Source organism: Micromonospora sp. LOL_023 (assembly GCF_048060115.1).
GTDB lineage: Bacteria > Actinomycetota > Actinomycetes > Mycobacteriales > Micromonosporaceae > Micromonospora_E.
In genome coordinates, this window is record NZ_JBHMIM010000008.1 from 16,131 (window position 1) to 33,594 (window position 17,464).

A 17,464-nucleotide genomic window follows, 5' to 3' on the forward strand; every position below is an offset into this window, starting at 1 on the left:
TCGCCATCGGCGAAAGTCACCTTGCGCAACCAGAGCACCCCCGCAGACGGGCAGGCCAAGCGGTTTTCGCACGAAGAATCGGCCACCAACATCACCGAGAGTACATAGCTCATCGGCCACTGTGGTCGAGTGCACGGGCTGGAATCAAACCTTTGGTAAGGCTACCCTTCATGGCAGTGTCCGCCGTGAGCTGAGGAGCCCCGATGACCAACCTCACCGAGCTGCCGGTGGCCATGGCCACGACGGGCAGGCAATCCGGTCGGGCGGCTGGTGGACCACGCCTACAGACCCGTGCGTTGCGGCTGGGCTACGGCAACCAGGTCGTCGTCCCCCACCTGGACCTGGACATCGTCGACGGCTCGGTCACCGCGATCGTCGGGCCCAACGGCTGCGGCAAGTCGACCCTGCTGCGGGCGCTCGGCCGGCTCCTGCGGCCAGCCGCCGGCGAGGTGCTGCTCGACGGCGAACGGATCCAGCGGTTGCCCACCCGGGAGGTAGCCCGTCGACTCGGCATCCTGCCACAGACGCCGACCGCGCCGGACGGGCTGACCGTCGCCGACCTCGTCGTACGCGGCCGTCAGCCGCACCAGAGCTGGCTGCGACAGTGGTCACGCGCCGACGAGGAGATCGTCGCCCAGGCACTGGCCTGGACCGGCCTCAGCGAGCTGGCCGAACACCCGGTCGACACCCTCTCCGGCGGGCAGCGGCAGCGCGCCTGGATCTCGATGGCACTCGCGCAGGGCACCGACATACTGCTCCTCGACGAGCCGACGACGTACCTCGACCTGGCTCATCAGATCGACGTGCTCGAACTGGTCGACCGGCTGCACCGAGAGCGTGGCCGCACCGTCGTCATGGTGCTGCACGACCTCAACCTGGCCGCCCGGTACGCCCGCCACCTGGTCGCGATGAAGGACGGCCGGGTACTGGCCAGCGGTGTGCCGGCCCAGGTGCTGACTCCGGAGCTGGTCGAGGAGGTGTTCGGCCTGCGCGTCATGGTGATCGACGACCCGGCGAGCGGCACCCCGCTGGTCGTCCCGCTCGCCGGTGGCGCCGCCCGCAGGTCCACGGTGTATCAGAAATCTACTGCGGTGATTCGTGCCGCAACAGCCTGACGGGTCCGGTCGGGGGTACTGTTTGCCCGGGAACGCGCACCGACCGAAAGAGAGACCCTTCATGGCATACCCCGTGGTCACCACTGGTGATGTCTCCCGGCTACTGGACGATCTGGTGGAACGGGTGCCCCAGGCGCAGCAAGCGGTGGCACTCTCCCCCGACGGCATGCTCCTGGCCTGGTCCAGAGGGGTCGACCACGATCTGGGGGAACAACTGTCCGGCGTGGTGGCAGGGCTACGCGCCCTGGCCGTCGCGGTCGGTCAGCACGCCGATACCGGCCGGGTACGGCAGATCGTCGTCCAGATGGGAGCGGCGTTCCTGTTCATCGCCGCCACCCCGGGCGGCGCGATCATCGCCGCGCTGTTCGACGCCGAGTCCGACATAGACTCGGTCGCCTACGAGGTGGCGCTGTTCGCCGGGCGGGCCGACCGGCATCTGCCGGCGTTCCCGGCCCCGGAGAAGTCCCTCGAGTCCGCCGGGAGCAGCCAGCCCGCGGAAACACTCACCCACGCCAGTTACTCCCAGTTGCCGAGCCGTACCGGCACCGCGACCCTCGACCGCTAGCCGCTCCTGGTCACGGTCAGATCGGACACCCCGGCGACGGCGTCAATGTCGTAGCGGTCGGTAGCCTTGTCCCACCCGGGTGACGTCAACGTCTCGCCGGCACCGATGCCTTCGCTGCGCTGGCCGTCCAACGCGACGCTGCCGGCACCCGATCCCAGCCGCACCTGGACCGGGATCTGCGAGGGTACGCCGACCCGCCAGGTGCTGACGCCACCGGACATCCGGACCTCGACGGTACCGTTCGGCGGCGGCAACAACAAGTCCATTGTGCTTGTCCCGCCTGCTAGATCCAACTGAGATACTCGGGCAGCGGTCAGATCGATCCGCTGCCCGGTCGCCCCACCCAGGACGCGTACGGACCAGAGCACCTCGCGGTGCACCGTGATCTCCACCGGACCCGCCCCGCCGTAGCCGGTTTCCGCCAGCCCCACCCGTACCGTGCCGTCGGATTCGGTGACCTGCGGCCGCACCGCTCCGCCGTCCGGCGTCGCGACCCGCAGCAGTTGATCGCCGAGGTCACCGGCCACCACCTGGAGATCGGTGGCCCCGTCGAGCACCTCCAGCCGTGCCTCGGACCGCCCGTCACGCGGCACCTGCACCGTCCACGCGACGTCGGGGTCACCGCCGGAGCCGTGGCCCACCCGCAGGGAGTCCACCACGACCGCCACGACGGTCGCCGCCACCAGCACCACCGCGACCGCGGCGACGGCGATCAGCACCCGACGAGGAATTCCCGCGGGCGGGCTACCGTGCCCAGACGGATCGGCCGCTGGTGGACCACCGACGGTAGGAGACGACATCACGCACCTGGTTTCCGGTCCGAGGAACAAGTCGGGTGCCCGGATCGTGGCGTGCCTCGATGCCGGGACCGTCCCGCCACTACCCCGTGACAGAACCGGGCAATCATAGGCCGGTCTGCACCGTCAGAGATCGAGCAGGCGGCACAGATAGCCGTTGAGAAAACGACGGTCGGGGTCGAGTCGCTCGCGTACGGCCAGGAACCGCTGTGCCTGCGGGTAGCGCGACAGCAACGCCCGCCCCTCCAGTTGGTGGATCTTCGCCCAGTGCGGCCGGCCACCGTGGGCCAGGAAGATCGGCTCCAGATCCGCGAAGAACTCACGGTACGGCAGCGTCTCGTTCTGGTGAATCGAGATGGTGACGCTGTCCCGCTGGTACGCGGGGCTGAGGTACGCCCGGTCGGCGGCGACGTAGCGATACAGCACCCGCCAGGCGGCGTGGTGCCGGTGCCGGGTCCGGATCCGGTGCCTGACCTCCTGGAAACAGGCCGGACCGGCCGATGCCGGAACGAAGTACTCGGTCTCGTGGAACCGCAACGCCCGCCGCTTGATCAACGCCGCGTCGCTGGGTCCGACCCGGTCCTCGGTGCACCCGCTGGCCGGAACCCGTTCCGGCCCTGGATCGTCGTCAACCGGATTGACGGTGCGCAGGTGCGCGTCGTCGCGGCGCGGGTACCAGTAGAAGTCGACGTTGCGGTTGACCGTCAACAGGTCCTCGAAAGCGGCCAGGCACTCGTCGACCGGAAGCCCCCACTCACGCCGACGGGCCTGAAACGCGGGCACCACCCTGGTCCGTACCGCGGTGAAGACCCCGAGCATGCCGAGCGAGACCTGGGCGGCCCACAGCAGCTCGGGGTCGTGCCCCGCGTCGATCTGGCGCAGATCTCCGGCGGCGGTCACCAGCCGCACCCCGGTCACCTGTGCCGACAGGCTGGGCAGCCCTCGACCGCTGCCATGGGTGCCGGTACCGATGGCGCCCGCGATGGCCTGGGTGTCGACGTCACCGAGGTTCGGCATGGCCAGCTGGTAGCGGCGCAGATGCTCGCCCAGTTCGTGCAGCCGGGTACCGGCGCCGACCCATGCCTGGCCGTCGCGCGGCGGTTCGAGCACACCGACCGGCAGCCCTTCCAGGCAGAGCAGCACGTCGTCGGTCTGGACCAGCGGGGTGGAGGAATGCCCGGCGCCGACCGGACGGACGGTCGCGTCGCGGTCGGCGGCTCGGCGCAGCACCTCGCGCAGCTCCGCGACCGAATTGGGCCGTGCCACCACCGCCGGCTCGAAGGCCAGGCCACCGGACCAGTTGTGCCAGCGCGCCGTGGACGCGACGGTGTCCATCGCCGGCGCCTCATCCCGGACAATGGCGGCTCCTTCGCCGCTGTCGCCCGGTGTCACAACTCCGCCCGCAGCGGGTCACCGGGACGACGACTGCGGCGCCGGGGACGGGTCAGGTCGTGCCGGCCCCGGCCGAGGGCGTCCAGCAGACCCCACCGGCCAGGAATGTCGTGCACCTCGATGTGCCCCATCCCCTCGGGCACGGCCGGGTCGATGATCAGGTCATCGCCGTACGGGTCGAGACCGAGCAGTACCCGCAGGAACAGCAGCGTCGCGCCCGCCGAGGTGGCATGCGGGCTCCCGGCGGCCGAATAGGGGACGGGATACTTGGTCAGGGAACGGTCATAGCCGGCGAAGGTCTCCGGCAGCCGCGCGTCGAAGTACCGCGACGCTTCCAGCACCGCGCAGGTCACCCGGGCCGCCTCGGTCCGGTACCCGTAGCGCCACAGTCCCCAGGCGATCAACGAGTTGTCGAACGGCCACACGGTGCCGGTGTGGTAGCCGACCGGGTTGAACCGGCGCGCGTCGGTGGCCAGAGTTCGGATGCCCCAACCGGAGAACAGTTGCGGGCTCATCAGGTGATGAACCACCGAACGCGCCTTGGTCGGCTCGGCGATACCGCTCCAGAGCAGGTGTCCGATGTTGGAGGTGAGGGCGTCAACCTGTTCACCGTCGGCCTGTAGGGCATGTGCGAAGTAGCCGCGCTCCGCGATCCAGAAGTCGCGGTTGAACCGTTCACGCAGCTCTGCCGCCTGTTGTTCGAGCCGATCGGCGAACGCTGGATCGCCCCAACAGTGCCGGGCCAGCCGGGCGGCCCGAACTCGCGCGTCGTAGACGTAGCCCTGGATCTCGCAGGTGGCCTGCGGGAAGTCGGCCTCGCGCCCGTCCTGGAAGCTGATCGCACCCGGCGAGCATTTCCAGCTCTGGTTCAAGACCCCGGCGCGCGTACGGCGCGGTCCATACCAGACGTACCCGGTGCCGACCAGGTCCGCGTGCTGGTCGATCCAGTGCAGGGCCGCCCGTGCCTCGAACTCCATGCTACGTACCAGGTCGGTGTCGCCGGTCCACCGTTCGTACTCGTCGAGCAGCACCAGGAACAGCGGTGTCGTGTCGGCGGCGGAGAAGTCGGCGGCGTGCGAGACCTCGTTGAACAGTGCCGACTCGCCGTACCGACTCTCCTGGGGAATCTTGCCGGGCTGCTCGGCACGGAACGGGTCTTCCCGGGTGCCCTGGGCGAGCGCCATGATCCGCAACGCGGGGACCGCCGTGCTGGGCAGGAACGGCAGGGCCTGCAGACAGCTGAACAGGCTGTCGCGGCCGAAAAAGGTCATGAACCACGGCATGCCGGCGGCGGGCAGCAGCTCGCGGAAGTTCACCCCGGGGTACCGCAGGGCCGCCAGGTCGATCACGCTCCGCCGGTACGAGGCGCGCAGTGGCTCATAGTCGCAGGTCAGCCGGGGCGACCGGGCAACCCACTCGTCGAGTTCCCGGTTCACCTCGGGTTTCGGTCGCTCAGCGTAGCTGCGCAGACTCTCCCGCAGGTCCCGGTTGCCGGCACCACGGACGAAGGTCTTCACGGTGAGGTCGGTACACCAGGTGTCCTGAGCGTCCAGGTGCAGCTCGAAGGTCATCCCGTCCGGATCGAATCGCACCGGCTCACTGCTGGACAGGATCGTCTCGCGGAAGAAGGTGTCGCGTTCGTATCGGAACCGCAGCGCGTCGGGCTCGACCGTCACCACGATCTCCCGGTCGGTGTGGTAGCCGTCCTTGATCTCCAGGACCTCGGCGAAGTCGGCGGCAGCGTCGACACGCAGGCGCAGCCGTACCGGCTCCTCCCGGTGGTTGAAGACCGCGATCTGCTCGGTGAACGCGTCGCCCACCCAGCGGTGCCGGAACACCGAGACGTCGGCGTCGACGTAGTGCGTCGGCTCCCCCGGCACGTGAAAGAACCGGGACTCGAAGTACTGCAGGTCGTCGATGGACAGGGTGTGCATGCGCTGACCGTCGAGCGTCAGCCGCCAGTGGGACAGGAATCGGGTGTCGTAGAAGAAGAGCCCGAAAGGCGCGTACGGCACCGACTCGATATCGCCCCGCCGGTCGCTGATCATGAACAGGTTGCCGTAGAGGATGCTCACCGGCTTCGTCGCGGCCGTGCTCGGCTGCGGGGGCTCGATGATCCGGCTGGCGGCCGCCTGCCGCCCCGCGCTGTCCGCGTGCAGCGGCAGCAGCCGCCGGAAGATCAGGAACAGCGGCAGATGGCCGCTGACCGATACGCCGTTGCGCAACAGCAGCGAGACCGTGTTCTCCCGGCCGTCGACCAACGCCTGGAAGGTCCCCTGCGGTGCCTCGATGGTGCAGTCGGTCCGCTCGGGGCTCCGCCCGACCACCGCGTGACCGTCGCGGTACGTCACCCACCAGGTGCGGATGCCGGCGGGACCGACGATGTCGAACCGGATCGTGCCGGTCGCGGCCGGCGGGAGCCGCCCCCGACCGTCGTCGCCCAGCGAGTCGAAGAAGCTGCTGATGCCGTCGACCACCGCCCCTCCTTCCCACACAGCTCGTTCGGCCGCCGGCGTCCCGTCCGGACGCCGACGAGCCCGCCCGCGACATACGCCAGCGTGACCCGGCTGCCGGCGTATCGGATCACCCGTCACGGGTGAACCCGCTTCCCGGACAGCACCCACTCGCCGAACATGACTCGTTGCTGCATACTGATTACAGACCGTATCGGGGACGGGTCCAACGCCGAAGCGAGGGGAGCCAGCCGAATGAGTCACGAACGCACGGCCGCCGGGATGCGCTACTGGCAGACCGGTCGAGGTCGACAGGACGTCCTGCTGGTACACGGCTGGTGCTGCAACCACCGGTTCATGAAGCCGATCGCCGCCCACCTGGCCAACTGGCGACGCCGGATCATCTCGGTCGACATGCGGGGACACGGCGCCAGCCCTGCCGGGGAACGGGGGTTCACGGTGCCGGAACTCGGCACCGACCTGCGGGATCTGATGGTCGAGCTGGACATGAACGACGTCGTGCTGATCGGTCACAGCATGGGTGGGGTCTGGTCGCTGGCCGCCGCCACCGAGGTGCCGGACCGGGTCTCCTCGCTGCTGCTGCTCGACTCGTCGGTCGCGGTGCCGCCGGGCACGTCTGAGCAGGTCGCCGCCCTGGCGGAATCGATCCGTGGCGAGGATCCACGCCAGGCCAGGATCGACATCATCCGATCGTTCTTCGTCCCGGAGTCCGATCCACGCCTGGTCGACTGGGCGATCGAGCAGATGCTGCGGCCGGACGACGCGGTCGCCGCCGCCACCCTCGACGGGCTGGCCGAATTCGTCGAGGCGGGTGGCGACGCCGCGCTGACCGCGTGGGGGCGCCGCCTGCTCTACATCGGTGGTCCCGCTCCGTTCGCCGACTACGGTCGGCTACGGGAGCTGGTGGCGGACGCCGTCACCGGCCAGGTGGTCGGCTCGGGGCACTTTTTCCAGTTCGAGGTGCCCCGGCAGACCAATTCGATGGTCGGACGCTACCTGAAGCTCTGGGGACCCGGGTCGTGGTGATCCGCCCGGCGCGCCTACGCCGGACCGGTGAGCCGGATCCGGGCCGGCCGTGCCGGTGAACTCGTGCCAGGTCGCCGCGCCCGGGGCGGAGATCCCCTCGCGTCGTAGGACGACGCGTACGGTCTCGATCATGATTCGCAGGTCGAGCCGGAGACTGCGGTTGTCGACGTACTCGATGTCGTAGGCAAACTTGTCCTCCCAGGCCAGCTCGTTGCGGCCACGCACCTGCGCCAGGCCGGTGATGCCTGGGCGCACCTCGTGGCGGCGGGCCTGCCAGGGGGTGTAGATGTCGAGGTACTTGACCAGGTGCGGCCGTGGCCCCACCAGACTCATCTCGCCCCGCAGCACGTTCCACAGCTCCGGCAGTTCGTCCAGGCTGGCCGCGCGTAGCCAGCGACCGATCGGAGTCAACCGGTCGGCGTCCGTGACAAGGCCGCGTTGCGGATCGACCACCCGCATCGTCCGGAACTTCACCATCTCGAACAGTTCCCCGCGCCGGCCCGGCCGGACCTGCCGGAAGAACACCGGCCGACCGAGCGTGCAGACGATGACCAGGGCGACCATCGCCATCAACGGGGCCGCGACGATCAACGCGGCGGTCCCGACGACAAGATCGATCACCCGCTTGGCCGCGTCGTAACGGCGCGAACACCCCGGCGTCGGCTCCCGCTGTGCAGCGGGCTGCAGCGTGGGCGTGGTCATGGAAGCCTCCGGTGATCGCTACTGAACCGCCAAAAGGTTTTTAACAGGCAAAAGCCATCCAAGTATTGCTTTTGCAATAAATAGTCAGTTTTCTATTGGGTACGACGCGTCCAGGTAGCACCTGCGAAGATCGATCCGGCTGGTCCGAGACACCACAGGAGACGAGGGACGTGCAGCGGATGAAGACCGACGACAACCCATGGTGGGCCTGGCGGCAGCGCTGGGACCAACAGCAGGAGGTCTACCTGCCCTACCGGGAGCAGCGTTTCGACGTGATGCTCGATGTCGCCGCCCAGTCACTGCCTGCTGACGCCGTCGTGGTCGATCTGTGCTGCGGTCTGGGTTCGCTCACCGAACGGGCGCTGCCCCGGCTACCCACGGCACGGCTGATCGCCGTCGATCTCGACCCGGTACTGCTACGCCTCGGCCGGGAGACGATCGGTGACGCGGACGGACGGGTAGAATGGCTGCAGGCCGACCTGACCGCGGCGGACTGGACCAGCCGACTGCCGGTCGAGCACGTCGACGCCGTGCTGAGCACCACCGCGCTGCACTACCTGCCCGCCGAGGACCTGGTGCGGCTCTACCGCCAGCTTCACCAGCTGATCAACCCGGGTGGGATCGTCCTCAACGGCGACCACATGGCCTACCCGGCACGACTGCCGACGTTCCGCGCGCTGGCCGAGACGACCGGCAGCCGCTGGTACGACCAGGCCATGGCGGCACCCGGGGCGGAGAACTTCGGCGACTGGTGGCGCGCTGTCGCCGATCAACCCGGGATGGCCGAGCTGATGGCCGAACGCGAACAGCTGTTCGCCTGGCGTGCCCGGCGCGAAGCCAGTGCGGAATACCTGCTGCAACGCGCGGCCCTGGAAGAGGCCGGATTCCGCGAGGTCGACACGGTGTGGCAGCACCTGGACAACCGGGTGTTGCTGGCCCGCCGCGGTAACGACTGACGGCCTCAGCAGTCGGCGTTCAGCCGATAGCCGACGTACCCGTCGACCACGTTCGAGAGCCGGGATCGTGGGACAGTTCCCAGACCCGGTCGAGGATCTGCTCCCGGCTGAGAACTGGCGTGGATGACGCAACAGGTCCTCCGCCAACGGGAGCTCGCGCGCGGTCAGCTCGAATCCGCAGCCATCAACTGATGCCGTCCGGCGCAGCAGGTCCAGCTCCACCGGCCACGGCCACGGCCCGGCCGGTCAGCCCCACCCCGGTCGCGGCGGCTTCCACACTCCCATGGCATCAGTTTGAGCCGTCCGTCGCTGCCCGGCGGGCGGCACGGGCCGGACCGGCTTGCTTCTAGCGGCGAACCCGCAGGTCATCCAAGTGGTCAAGATCAGAGTTCTTCCGGCCGAGGTATTGACATCCAACAGACTCGGGCGTAAACAAACCTGAAGCAAAATGAAACGGCGGTGAAACCACATGTACGCCGAGGAGCGACAGCAGGAGATCACCCGGCTCGCTCGGGCCAACGGGCGGGTCGACGTGGCCGCGCTCGCCGAGTCACTGAACGTGACTGCGGAGACCATCCGGCGTGACCTCACCAGCCTGGAACGGGCCGGAGTGCTGCGCCGGGTGCACGGCGGGGCGATCCCGGTGGAACGGATCGGGTTCGAACCAGCGCTGGCCACCCGGGATACCGTCCTCACCTCCGAGAAGGAACGGATCGCCAAGGCCGCAGTGGCCGAGCTGCCCGAAGAAGGGGCGATCATCCTGGATGCCGGCACCACCACCGCCCGGTTGGCGCAGGTACTGCCGACCGACCGGGAGCTCACCGTGGTGGTCAACTCGCCAGCGCTGGCCACCACGCTCAGCGTCCGAAACAACTTGCACGTGCTGCTGCTCGGCGGGCGGGTGCGCGCCCGGACGATGGCGACCGTCGACGACTGGGCGCTGCGTCCACTCGCCGACATCTACGTCGACGTCGCCTTCCTCGGCACCAACGGCTGCTCCGTGGAGCGCGGTCTGACCACCCCGGACCCGGCAGAGGCCGCCGTCAAACGAGCGATGATCGGTGCCGCGCGCCGGTCGATCGTGCTCGCCGACCACACCAAGATCGGCAACGACTACCTGGCCCGGTTCGGCAGGCTGGCCGACATCGATCTGCTGATCACCGATGCCGGACTCAACGAGGACCTTGTCGCCGAGGTGGAGACCGCCGGCCCCCGGGTGGTGCGGGCATGATCCTCACCCTCACGCTCAACCCGAGCCTCGACCGGGCCGTCGAGATCGACGACCTGGTCCGCGGCGAGGTGATCCGGGCCACCGGTGCCCGACTCGACCCCGGCGGCAAAGGCGTCAACGTGTCCCGGGCGTTGCTGGCAAACGGCGTGCCGTCGGTGGCGGTACTGCCGTGCGGCGGCGACGAGGGCGGACAACTCGTCCGGCTGCTGGCGGCCGAGGGCGTCGAGGTGGTCACCGTGCCGATCATCGGACGGACCCGGTCCAACCTCACCCTGGCCGAGCCCGACGGAACCGTCACGAAGGTCAACGAACCCGGTCCGCACCTGAGCCCGGGCGAATTCGAGGCGATCACCACACGACTACTGGACACCGCCGGTCGCGCCGACTGGGTGGTGGTCTGCGGCAGCCTCCCGCCGGGACTGCCGGTCGACGCCTTCACGCAGCTGTGCCGGCGGCTGGTCGCCGCCGGACTACGGCTGACGGTCGACACCAGCGGGCCGCCGCTGCGGGCCGCCGCCGAGGCCGGTGCCGCCCTGGTCAAGCCCAACCGTGAGGAGTTGGCCGAGGCCGTCGGACGGCGACTGCCCACCCTCGACGACGTCGTCGGCGCCGCCGAAGAGGTTCGCGGCTGGGGTGCCGGCACCGTACTCGCCAGCCTCGGGGCCGACGGTGCCGTGCTGGTCGACGCCGATGGCGTCCGCACCGGGGACTCACCGGTCGACCGGCCGCGCAGCACCGTCGGCGCCGGCGACGCGCTGCTGGCGGGATTCCTCGCCGCTGGCGCCAGCGGGCCGGCCGCCCTGGCCGAAGGGCTGGCCTGGGGCGCGGCGGCGGTCAGCCTGCCGGGCAGTCGGATGCCCGGACCGGCTGATCTACGCCGGCACGCGGTACGTCTGCACCCGCGTCCGGACGACCTCCAACAGCCGCCACCCAGGGTGACCCTCCCTCGGTGACCCGACACCAATCACCTACCCCCAACCCCCCACATACGTAAGGAGCAGCTGACCATGGCCACCGAGTACACCCCCCAGGTGCAGGGCACCGGGGTCAAGGCCGTTGTCCAGAGATTCGGCGGCTACCTCGCCGGCATGGTGATGCCCAACATCGGGGCATTCATCGCCTGGGGTCTGATCACCGCGCTGTTCATCCCCACCGGCTGGTTCCCCAACGAGACCATGGGCGAGCTGGTCGGCCCGATGATCGCCAGCCTGCTGCCGATCCTGATCGGCTACACCGGCGGCCGGCTGGTGCACGGCCAGCGGGGTGCGGTCGTCGGCGCCGTCGCCACCGTCGGCATCATCGTCGGTTCCGACGTGCCGATGTTCCTCGGCGCGATGATCATCGGCCCGCTGGCGGCGTACCTGCTGAAGCTGTTCGACGGGCTGATCGAGGACCGGATTCCCTCCGGCTTCGAGATGCTGATCAACAACTTCTCGTCCGGCATCATCGGCGGTGTCATGGCCATCGTCGGTATCCTGGCGATCGGCCCGGTGGTCCGCGCCACCACCGATGCCGCCGGTTCCGCAGTCGACTGGATGGTCACCCACAGCCTGCTGCCGTTCGTGTCGATCCTGGTCGAACCGGCCAAGGTGCTGTTTCTCAACAATGCGATCAACCACGGGGTGTTCGGTCCGCTGGGTGTCGCCGAGGCAGCTGAAGACGGCAAGTCGATCCTGTTCATGATCGAGTCGAACCCTGGCCCGGGCCTCGGCCTACTGGTCGCCTTCCTGCTCTTCGGCCCCCGGCTGCTGCGGGCCAGCACCCCGGCCGCGATCATCATCCACTTCCTCGGCGGCATCCACGAGATCTACTTCCCGTACGTGCTGATGAAGCCGCGGCTGATCCTCGCCATGATCGCCGGCGGCGCGGCTGGAGTCTGGACCTTCATGATCACCGGCGCCGGGCTGGTCGCCACACCGTCACCGGGCAGCATCTTCGCGTACCTGGCGGTCACCCCCCGGGGCGGCTGGTTCCCGGTCCTGCTTGGCGTGATCATCTCCGCTGCGGTGACCTTCGCCGTCGCCTCGGTGCTGCTCGGCTTCGGCCGTGGTGAGGGAAAGGAGCCGATCGAGGAGAGCACCGGTCCACAGGCAGCGACCTCGGACTACCCGGCCGGTGCCGAGGTCGGTACCGAGGCGCACACCTCCCGTTCCGCTCCGACCACCTACTGAATCCCACCCGCGACCACGGAGGCATGTGACCCATGGCCACCATCAACGCCCAGGACATCCGCAAGGTCGTCGTCGCCTGCGACGCCGGCATGGGCAGCAGCGTGATGCTCGCCAGTCAGCTGCGTAAGCAGTTGAAGAAGCACCAGGTCACGGTCGAGCACACCCCGGTGAACTCGATCCCCGACGACGCCGACGTCATCGTCTGCCATCAGGGCCTGGCCCAGCGGGCCCGGGGCAGCGCCCCCGGCAAGGTGATCGTCCCGGTGCAGATCTTCATCGGCGACCCGGCGATCGCCCGACTGGTCGCGGCCGTGCAACAGGGCAGCCAGCTCGATGGCTGACCCGCAACTGGACCCCGGCGCTCTGCTCGAGCGCCGGGCCGTCCGGCTCAACGAGCAGGCCGGCGACCGGATCGCGGCGATCCGCCGCTGCGGCGAGGTCCTGGTCGAGACCGGGGCGGTGACGCAGGAGTACGTCGCCGCGATGCTGGAACGCGAGCGCTCCGTCTCCACCTACGTCGGCGAGGGTGTCGCGATCCCGCACGGCACCCTGGCCAGTAAGGAAGCGGTACGCCGCGACGCGCTCGCCGTCCTACGGTTCCCCGACGGGGTCGACTGGGACGGCGCACCGGTCACCGTCTGCGTGGCAATCGCCGCCCGTGGTGACGGCCACATCGAGCTGCTCGCCGCGCTCGCCGAGATCCTGCTCGACCCCGACAAGGCCCGCGAGCTTCGCGAGGCCACCGAGACCGACGACGTACTCCGGCTGCTGGCGCCGGTGCGAGAGGAGAGCTCCCCATGAGGGTCGTCCGGTTCCACTCCCCCGGCGACGTACGGATCGAGGAGGCACCGGAGCCGCAGCCGGGCCCCACGGACGTCAAGATCCGCGTCCGGGCCTGTTCGACCTGCGGCACCGACGTCAAGATCCGCAACTTCGGCCACCACCACATCTCACCGCCCCGGGTGATGGGGCACGAGATCGCCGGTGAGGTCGTCGAGGTCGGTGCCGACGTCGCCGGCTGGCAGGCCGGTGACCGCGTCCAGGTCATCGCCGCGATTCCCTGCGGCACCTGCGCCGAGTGCCGGCGCGGCCGGATGACGGTCTGCCCGAACCAGGAGTCGATGGGCTACCACTACGACGGTGGCTTCGCCGAGCACATGGTGGTGCCCGCCAAGGTGCTCGCGGTCGACGGCCTCAACCGCATCCCGGACGGGGTCAGCTACGCGGAGGCGTCCGTCGCCGAACCGCTGGCCTGCGTACTCAATGGCCAGAACCTGGCCGGTGTCGGCGACGGCGACGACGTCGTGATCATGGGCTCCGGCCCGATCGGCTGCCTGCACGTACGGCTGGCCCGCTCGCGCGGCGCCGCCCGGGTCTTCCTGGTCGACGTCAACCGGGACCGTCTCGATCTCGCCGCCGGGCTGGTCTACCCCGAGGCCACCGTCTGCGGTGGCGAGACCGACGTCGTCGACGAGGTCCGCAAACTCACCGACGGGCGCGGCGCGGACGTGGTCATCACCGCCACCGCCGCCGGCGTCGCTCAGGAACAGGCCCTGCAGATGGCCGCCCGGCAAGGTCGGATCAGCTTCTTCGGCGGACTACCGAAGGACAAGCCGATCATCGCCTGCGACTCCAACCTGGTGCACTACCGGGAGTTGACGATCGTCGGCGCCAACGGCTCCAGCCCGGCGCACAACGCCGAGGCCCTCGCGCTGATCGCCAGCGGTGCCGTGCCGGTCGCCGACCTGATCACCCACCGGCTTCCGCTCGACCAGGCCGTGGACGCATTCGACGTGGTAGCCCGCGGCGAAGCCATCAAAGTCACCATCGAGCCCTGACCCCAGGGACCCAGCCAGCCCTGACCCCACCAGGGACAAGAAGGAGGCGAGCCATGCCTACCCGTACCGTCACCGTCGGATCCGCCAGCGGTCTGCACGCCCGGCCGGCCGCACTGTTCGTCGCGGCCGCCGCCACCGCACCCGTGCCGGTGACCATCCGTACCGCCGGCCGGCCGGCCGTACCGGCCCGCAGCATGCTCTCGGTGCTGTCGCTCGGCGCGAAGAAGGGCACCGAGGTCACCCTGGAAGCCGAGGGTGATGGTGCCGAGGCGGCCCTGGACGAACTCGCCGCGCTGCTGGCTCGCGACCTCGACGCGGCCGACGACACCGCCGGTGCCGAGGCCACAGGTGCCGGCGCCCCGGCAGCCGGCCATGCCTGAACCGCTGACCGGGCTGGGGGTCAGCCCCGGGCGGGCCGCCGGCCCGGTGTACCGGGTCGCCGCCGCGCCCCGGCTACCCGATCCGGTCGCGGTCGACGACCCGGCGACCGAAGCGCAGCGGGCGGTGGCGGCGCTGACGTCGGTCGCCACCGAGCTCGGTCGCCGGGCCGACACCGCCACCGATCCGACGGCCGCCGAGATCCTGCGCGCCCAGGTGATGATGGCTGACGATCCGGTGCTGCGGGAGGCGGTGACCGCCCGGGTCGACGCCGGAGCGGACGCCCCGCACGCCATCGACGCCGCGCTCGCCGAACACCGGGCCGCCTTCGCCGCCGCCGGTGGCTACCTGGCCGAACGGGTCGCCGACCTGGACGACCTGCGCGACCGGGCGGTGGCCGTCTGCCTGGGCCAGCCGATGCCGGGCGTACCGGATCCGGGGGTGCCGTTCATCCTGAGCGCGCCCGATCTGGCACCGGCGGACACCGCCGGGCTCGACCCGACCCGGGTGCTCGCGTTGGTCACCGGTGCCGGCGGGCCGACCAGCCACACCACCATCGTGGCCCGCGCGCTCGGGCTGCCGGCCGTGGTCCGCTGCCCCGCCATCCTGGACGTGCCGGACGGCACCCTGATCACCGTCGACGGTGCCACCGGGGCGGTCACGGCCGGGGTGGACGCCGACACGGTCGCCGAGACACTGCGACTCGAACGACAACGGCAGGCGGACCTGGCCTCGACCAGCGGACCGGGCCGCACCGCCGACGGACATCCGGTGGCGTTGCTGGCCAACATCGGCTCCGCCGCCGATCTCGTCGACGACGTCGAAGGGGTCGGGCTGTTCCGCACCGAGCTGCTCTACCTCGACCGGACCGAGCCACCCGGGCATGACGAACAGGTCTCCGCGTACGCGGAGGTGTTTGCCGCCGCCGGGGCACGCAAGGTGGTGGTCCGCACCCTGGACGCCGGGGCCGACAAACCGCTGCCGTTCCTGCACGCTGGCGAGGAGCCGAATCCGGCACTCGGCGTACGCGGCCTGCGCACCGCGCGCCGCCGGCCGGAGGTGCTAGGCACCCAACTCGCCGCGATCGCCCAGGCCGCCGGGGCCACCGGTACCGAGGTGTGGGTGATGGCGCCGATGGTGACCACCCCGGCGGAGGCGGCCGAGTTCGCCGAGGCTGCCCGGGCGGTCGGACTGCCGATGGTCGGCGCGATGGTCGAGGTGCCGGCCGCCGCGCTGCGCGCCGGGGCGCTGCTGCGCCACGTCGACTTCCTCAGCATCGGCACCAACGACCTGAGCCAGTACACGTTCGCCGCCGACCGGATGTGTGGCGACCTGGCCGACCTGCTGGACCCCTGGCAGCCGGCGCTGCTGGAGCTGATCGCCACCTGCGCGAAGACGGGTGCGGACCTCGGCAAGCCGGTCGGTGTCTGCGGCGAGGCAGCGGCCGACCCGGCCCTGGCGGTGGTCCTGGCCGGTCTTGGCGTATCCAGCCTGTCGATGTCGGCCCGTTCGGTGCCGGCGGTGCGGGCCGCGCTCGCCGCCCACACCCTGGCGCAGTGCCAGCAGTTGGCGCAGGCCGCGCTGGCCGCCCCGGACGCCGCAGCGGCCCGCGCCGCGGCTACGTCCAGCTAGGCGACGGTAGGTACCGACGGGCCGGTCCGAGGGCGGGGCGTCGTCGGACCAGCAAGCCTGTTCAACACGTCGGTCAGCGACGACTCGGCTGCGCTGCGGAGTACCAGATCCGCCGCGGCGACCCGGGCGGGATCGACGAAGACGTTCGGGATCGCGACGGTCGCCATGCCTGCGGTGGCGGCCGCGCCGATCCCGTGTGGGGTGTCCTCGACCGCCACCGCCCGGCGACCGGGGACACCGAGGCGGGCGAGCGCCAACAGGTAGACACCTGGATCGGGTTTTGGTGCCGGCACCTCGTCGCCGGTCGCGACGACGTCGAACCAATCGAAGGCACCAACCCGGTTCAGGTGCTCACCCACCCAACTCAGCGGCGAACTGCTGGCCACGGCGCATCGCAGGCCGAGGATCCGGGCATCGGCCAACCACTGCCAGATCCCGGGACAGAAGTCCATCGAGGCATGCATCTGCCGGCGGTACGCGTCGTATCTGTTCCGGCAGGCGAGCCGATCGAAGGACGGGCCCACCATGCTGGCGAGCCGGTCGAGCCGGTGCTCGGTGCAGTCGCCGCCGTCGCCCGGCCAGAAGCCCTGATCCAACTCCAGCTCGAGCCCGTAGAACTCCCAGGCCGCCCGCCATCCTTCGACCAGCGTCGACTCGGTGTCCATGAGAAGTCCGTCGAAATCGAAGACGACCGCCGAAAGATCATCCACACCCGACCTCCGTTGTTGGCCACGGCCCCGCCACATCGTATTGATGCGGGGCAAGCGCACCGCAGTCCCCCGGACCGCAGCGGCAACGCATCCGGCTCTATCGGCGGTTCTGGGTGGCGGCAGGGTGGACGGAGTAGTGTCTGGTGTGGTGGTGTGCCGGGTTCGTGGGCTGGTGTGCCGCTGTCCAGACCGTTGACGGGGAAGGGCTACCCGATGGCCACCATCGGCGACAACATCGAGCAGGTCAGGCGCCGGCAGTCGATCACTCAGGAGCAACTTGCGGCGGCGGCCGGGGTGAGCACGGAGGCGATCCGGAAGCTGGAGACGAATCAGCGTACGACGCCTCGGATCGCTACGTTGCATGCGATCGCGCGGGCGTTGGGCGTACCGACGACGACTCTGCTCGGGGATGCGAGCACGGGTGCGGCGCGCCGGGAGCCCGGTCATCGTCCGTTGGCGTTGCTCGATCTGCGTCGG

The 17,464-nt window shown here is 70.0% G+C and carries 16 protein-coding genes and 2 pseudogenes; 13 read left to right on the forward strand and 5 right to left on the reverse strand.

Annotated features, from left to right (window positions below):
- Positions 1-233 precede the first annotated feature (233 nt).
- Together ACFHVL_RS06260 and ACFHVL_RS06265 are read left to right on the forward strand one after the other, a co-directional pair.
- Positions 234-1,115, forward strand: a complete 882-nt coding sequence (locus ACFHVL_RS06260) for an ABC transporter ATP-binding protein (RefSeq protein ID WP_416626243.1) — start codon at positions 234-236, stop codon at positions 1,113-1,115.
- 61 nt (positions 1,116-1,176) lie between these two features.
- Positions 1,177-1,680, forward strand: coding sequence for a roadblock/LC7 domain-containing protein (locus ACFHVL_RS06265; protein WP_416626124.1), 504 nt, complete (start codon positions 1,177-1,179; stop codon positions 1,678-1,680).
- Here the strand turns inward: ACFHVL_RS06265 and ACFHVL_RS06270 are convergent.
- From ACFHVL_RS06270 to ACFHVL_RS06280, 3 genes are all read right to left on the reverse strand, one after another.
- On the reverse strand, positions 1,677-2,399 hold the full coding sequence (locus tag ACFHVL_RS06270; protein WP_416626125.1) for a hypothetical protein: 723 nt from the start codon (positions 2,397-2,399) through the stop codon (positions 1,677-1,679). The genes ACFHVL_RS06265 and ACFHVL_RS06270 overlap by 4 nt on opposite strands.
- 204 nt (positions 2,400-2,603) lie before the next feature.
- Positions 2,604-3,812: a D-arabinono-1,4-lactone oxidase gene (locus ACFHVL_RS06275; protein ID WP_416626126.1), complete on the reverse strand. Its 1,209-nt coding sequence runs from the start codon at positions 3,810-3,812 to the stop codon at positions 2,604-2,606.
- 53 nt (positions 3,813-3,865) lie between these two features.
- A complete protein-coding gene (locus ACFHVL_RS06280) occupies positions 3,866-6,346 on the reverse strand; it encodes a glycogen debranching N-terminal domain-containing protein (RefSeq protein ID WP_416626127.1) in 2,481 nt (826 codons plus the stop codon).
- A gap of 258 nt (positions 6,347-6,604) precedes the next feature.
- Between ACFHVL_RS06280 and ACFHVL_RS06285 the strand changes: the two are divergent.
- A pseudogene (locus ACFHVL_RS06285) lies at positions 6,605-7,255 on the forward strand (alpha/beta fold hydrolase); the annotation flags it as partial.
- On the opposite strand, the gene ACFHVL_RS06290 reads toward ACFHVL_RS06285, so the two are convergent.
- Positions 7,235-8,071, reverse strand: a complete 837-nt coding sequence (locus tag ACFHVL_RS06290) for a sugar transferase (RefSeq protein ID WP_416626128.1) — start codon at positions 8,069-8,071, stop codon at positions 7,235-7,237. The pseudogene ACFHVL_RS06285 and the gene ACFHVL_RS06290 overlap by 21 nt on opposite strands.
- 179 nt (positions 8,072-8,250) lie before the next feature.
- Here ACFHVL_RS06290 and ACFHVL_RS06295 point away from each other — a divergent pair, with 179 nt between their 5' ends.
- From ACFHVL_RS06295 to ptsP, 9 genes are all read left to right on the forward strand, one after another.
- Complete coding sequence (locus ACFHVL_RS06295) at positions 8,251-9,027, forward strand: class I SAM-dependent methyltransferase (RefSeq protein ID WP_416626244.1); 777 nt, start codon at positions 8,251-8,253, stop codon at positions 9,025-9,027.
- 469 nt (positions 9,028-9,496) lie between these two features.
- Positions 9,497-10,258, forward strand: a complete 762-nt coding sequence (locus tag ACFHVL_RS06300; protein WP_416626129.1) for a DeoR/GlpR family DNA-binding transcription regulator — start codon at positions 9,497-9,499, stop codon at positions 10,256-10,258.
- On the forward strand, positions 10,255-11,211 hold the full coding sequence (gene pfkB, locus ACFHVL_RS06305) for a 1-phosphofructokinase (protein ID WP_416626130.1): 957 nt from the start codon (positions 10,255-10,257) through the stop codon (positions 11,209-11,211). Before ACFHVL_RS06300 ends, pfkB begins: the two co-directional genes overlap by 4 nt.
- Positions 11,212-11,265: 54 nt before the next feature.
- Positions 11,266-12,429: a mannitol-specific PTS transporter subunit IIC gene (gene mtlA, locus ACFHVL_RS06310; RefSeq protein ID WP_416626131.1), complete on the forward strand. Its 1,164-nt coding sequence runs from the start codon at positions 11,266-11,268 to the stop codon at positions 12,427-12,429.
- Positions 12,430-12,461: 32 nt separating this feature from the next.
- Positions 12,462-12,770, forward strand: a complete 309-nt coding sequence (locus ACFHVL_RS06315; RefSeq protein ID WP_416626132.1) for a PTS lactose transporter subunit IIB — start codon at positions 12,462-12,464, stop codon at positions 12,768-12,770.
- Complete coding sequence (locus ACFHVL_RS06320; protein ID WP_416626133.1) at positions 12,763-13,230, forward strand: PTS sugar transporter subunit IIA; 468 nt, start codon at positions 12,763-12,765, stop codon at positions 13,228-13,230. The genes ACFHVL_RS06315 and ACFHVL_RS06320 overlap by 8 nt, the downstream gene beginning before the upstream one ends.
- On the forward strand, positions 13,227-14,267 hold the full coding sequence (locus ACFHVL_RS06325; RefSeq protein WP_416626134.1) for a zinc-dependent dehydrogenase: 1,041 nt from the start codon (positions 13,227-13,229) through the stop codon (positions 14,265-14,267). The genes ACFHVL_RS06320 and ACFHVL_RS06325 overlap by 4 nt, the downstream gene beginning before the upstream one ends.
- A 53-nt stretch (positions 14,268-14,320) precedes the next feature.
- Positions 14,321-14,647 carry an HPr family phosphocarrier protein gene (locus tag ACFHVL_RS06330; protein WP_416626135.1) on the forward strand — a complete coding sequence of 109 codons (327 nt, stop codon included), beginning with the start codon at positions 14,321-14,323 and terminating at the stop codon, positions 14,645-14,647.
- Positions 14,640-16,277, forward strand: a complete 1,638-nt coding sequence (gene ptsP, locus ACFHVL_RS06335; protein ID WP_416626136.1) for a phosphoenolpyruvate--protein phosphotransferase — start codon at positions 14,640-14,642, stop codon at positions 16,275-16,277. Before ACFHVL_RS06330 ends, ptsP begins: the two co-directional genes overlap by 8 nt.
- On the opposite strand, the gene ACFHVL_RS06340 is transcribed toward ptsP, so the two are convergent.
- Positions 16,274-16,987 carry an HAD family hydrolase gene (locus tag ACFHVL_RS06340; RefSeq protein ID WP_416626137.1) on the reverse strand — a complete coding sequence of 238 codons (714 nt, stop codon included), beginning with the start codon at positions 16,985-16,987 and terminating at the stop codon, positions 16,274-16,276. The two genes, ptsP and ACFHVL_RS06340, sit on opposite strands and share 4 nt — an antisense overlap.
- Positions 16,988-17,200: 213 nt before the next feature.
- Here ACFHVL_RS06340 and ACFHVL_RS06345 point away from each other — a divergent pair.
- Positions 17,201-17,380, forward strand: a pseudogene (locus ACFHVL_RS06345) (helix-turn-helix domain-containing protein); the annotation flags it as partial.
- Between the last annotated feature and the right edge of the window lie 84 nt (positions 17,381-17,464).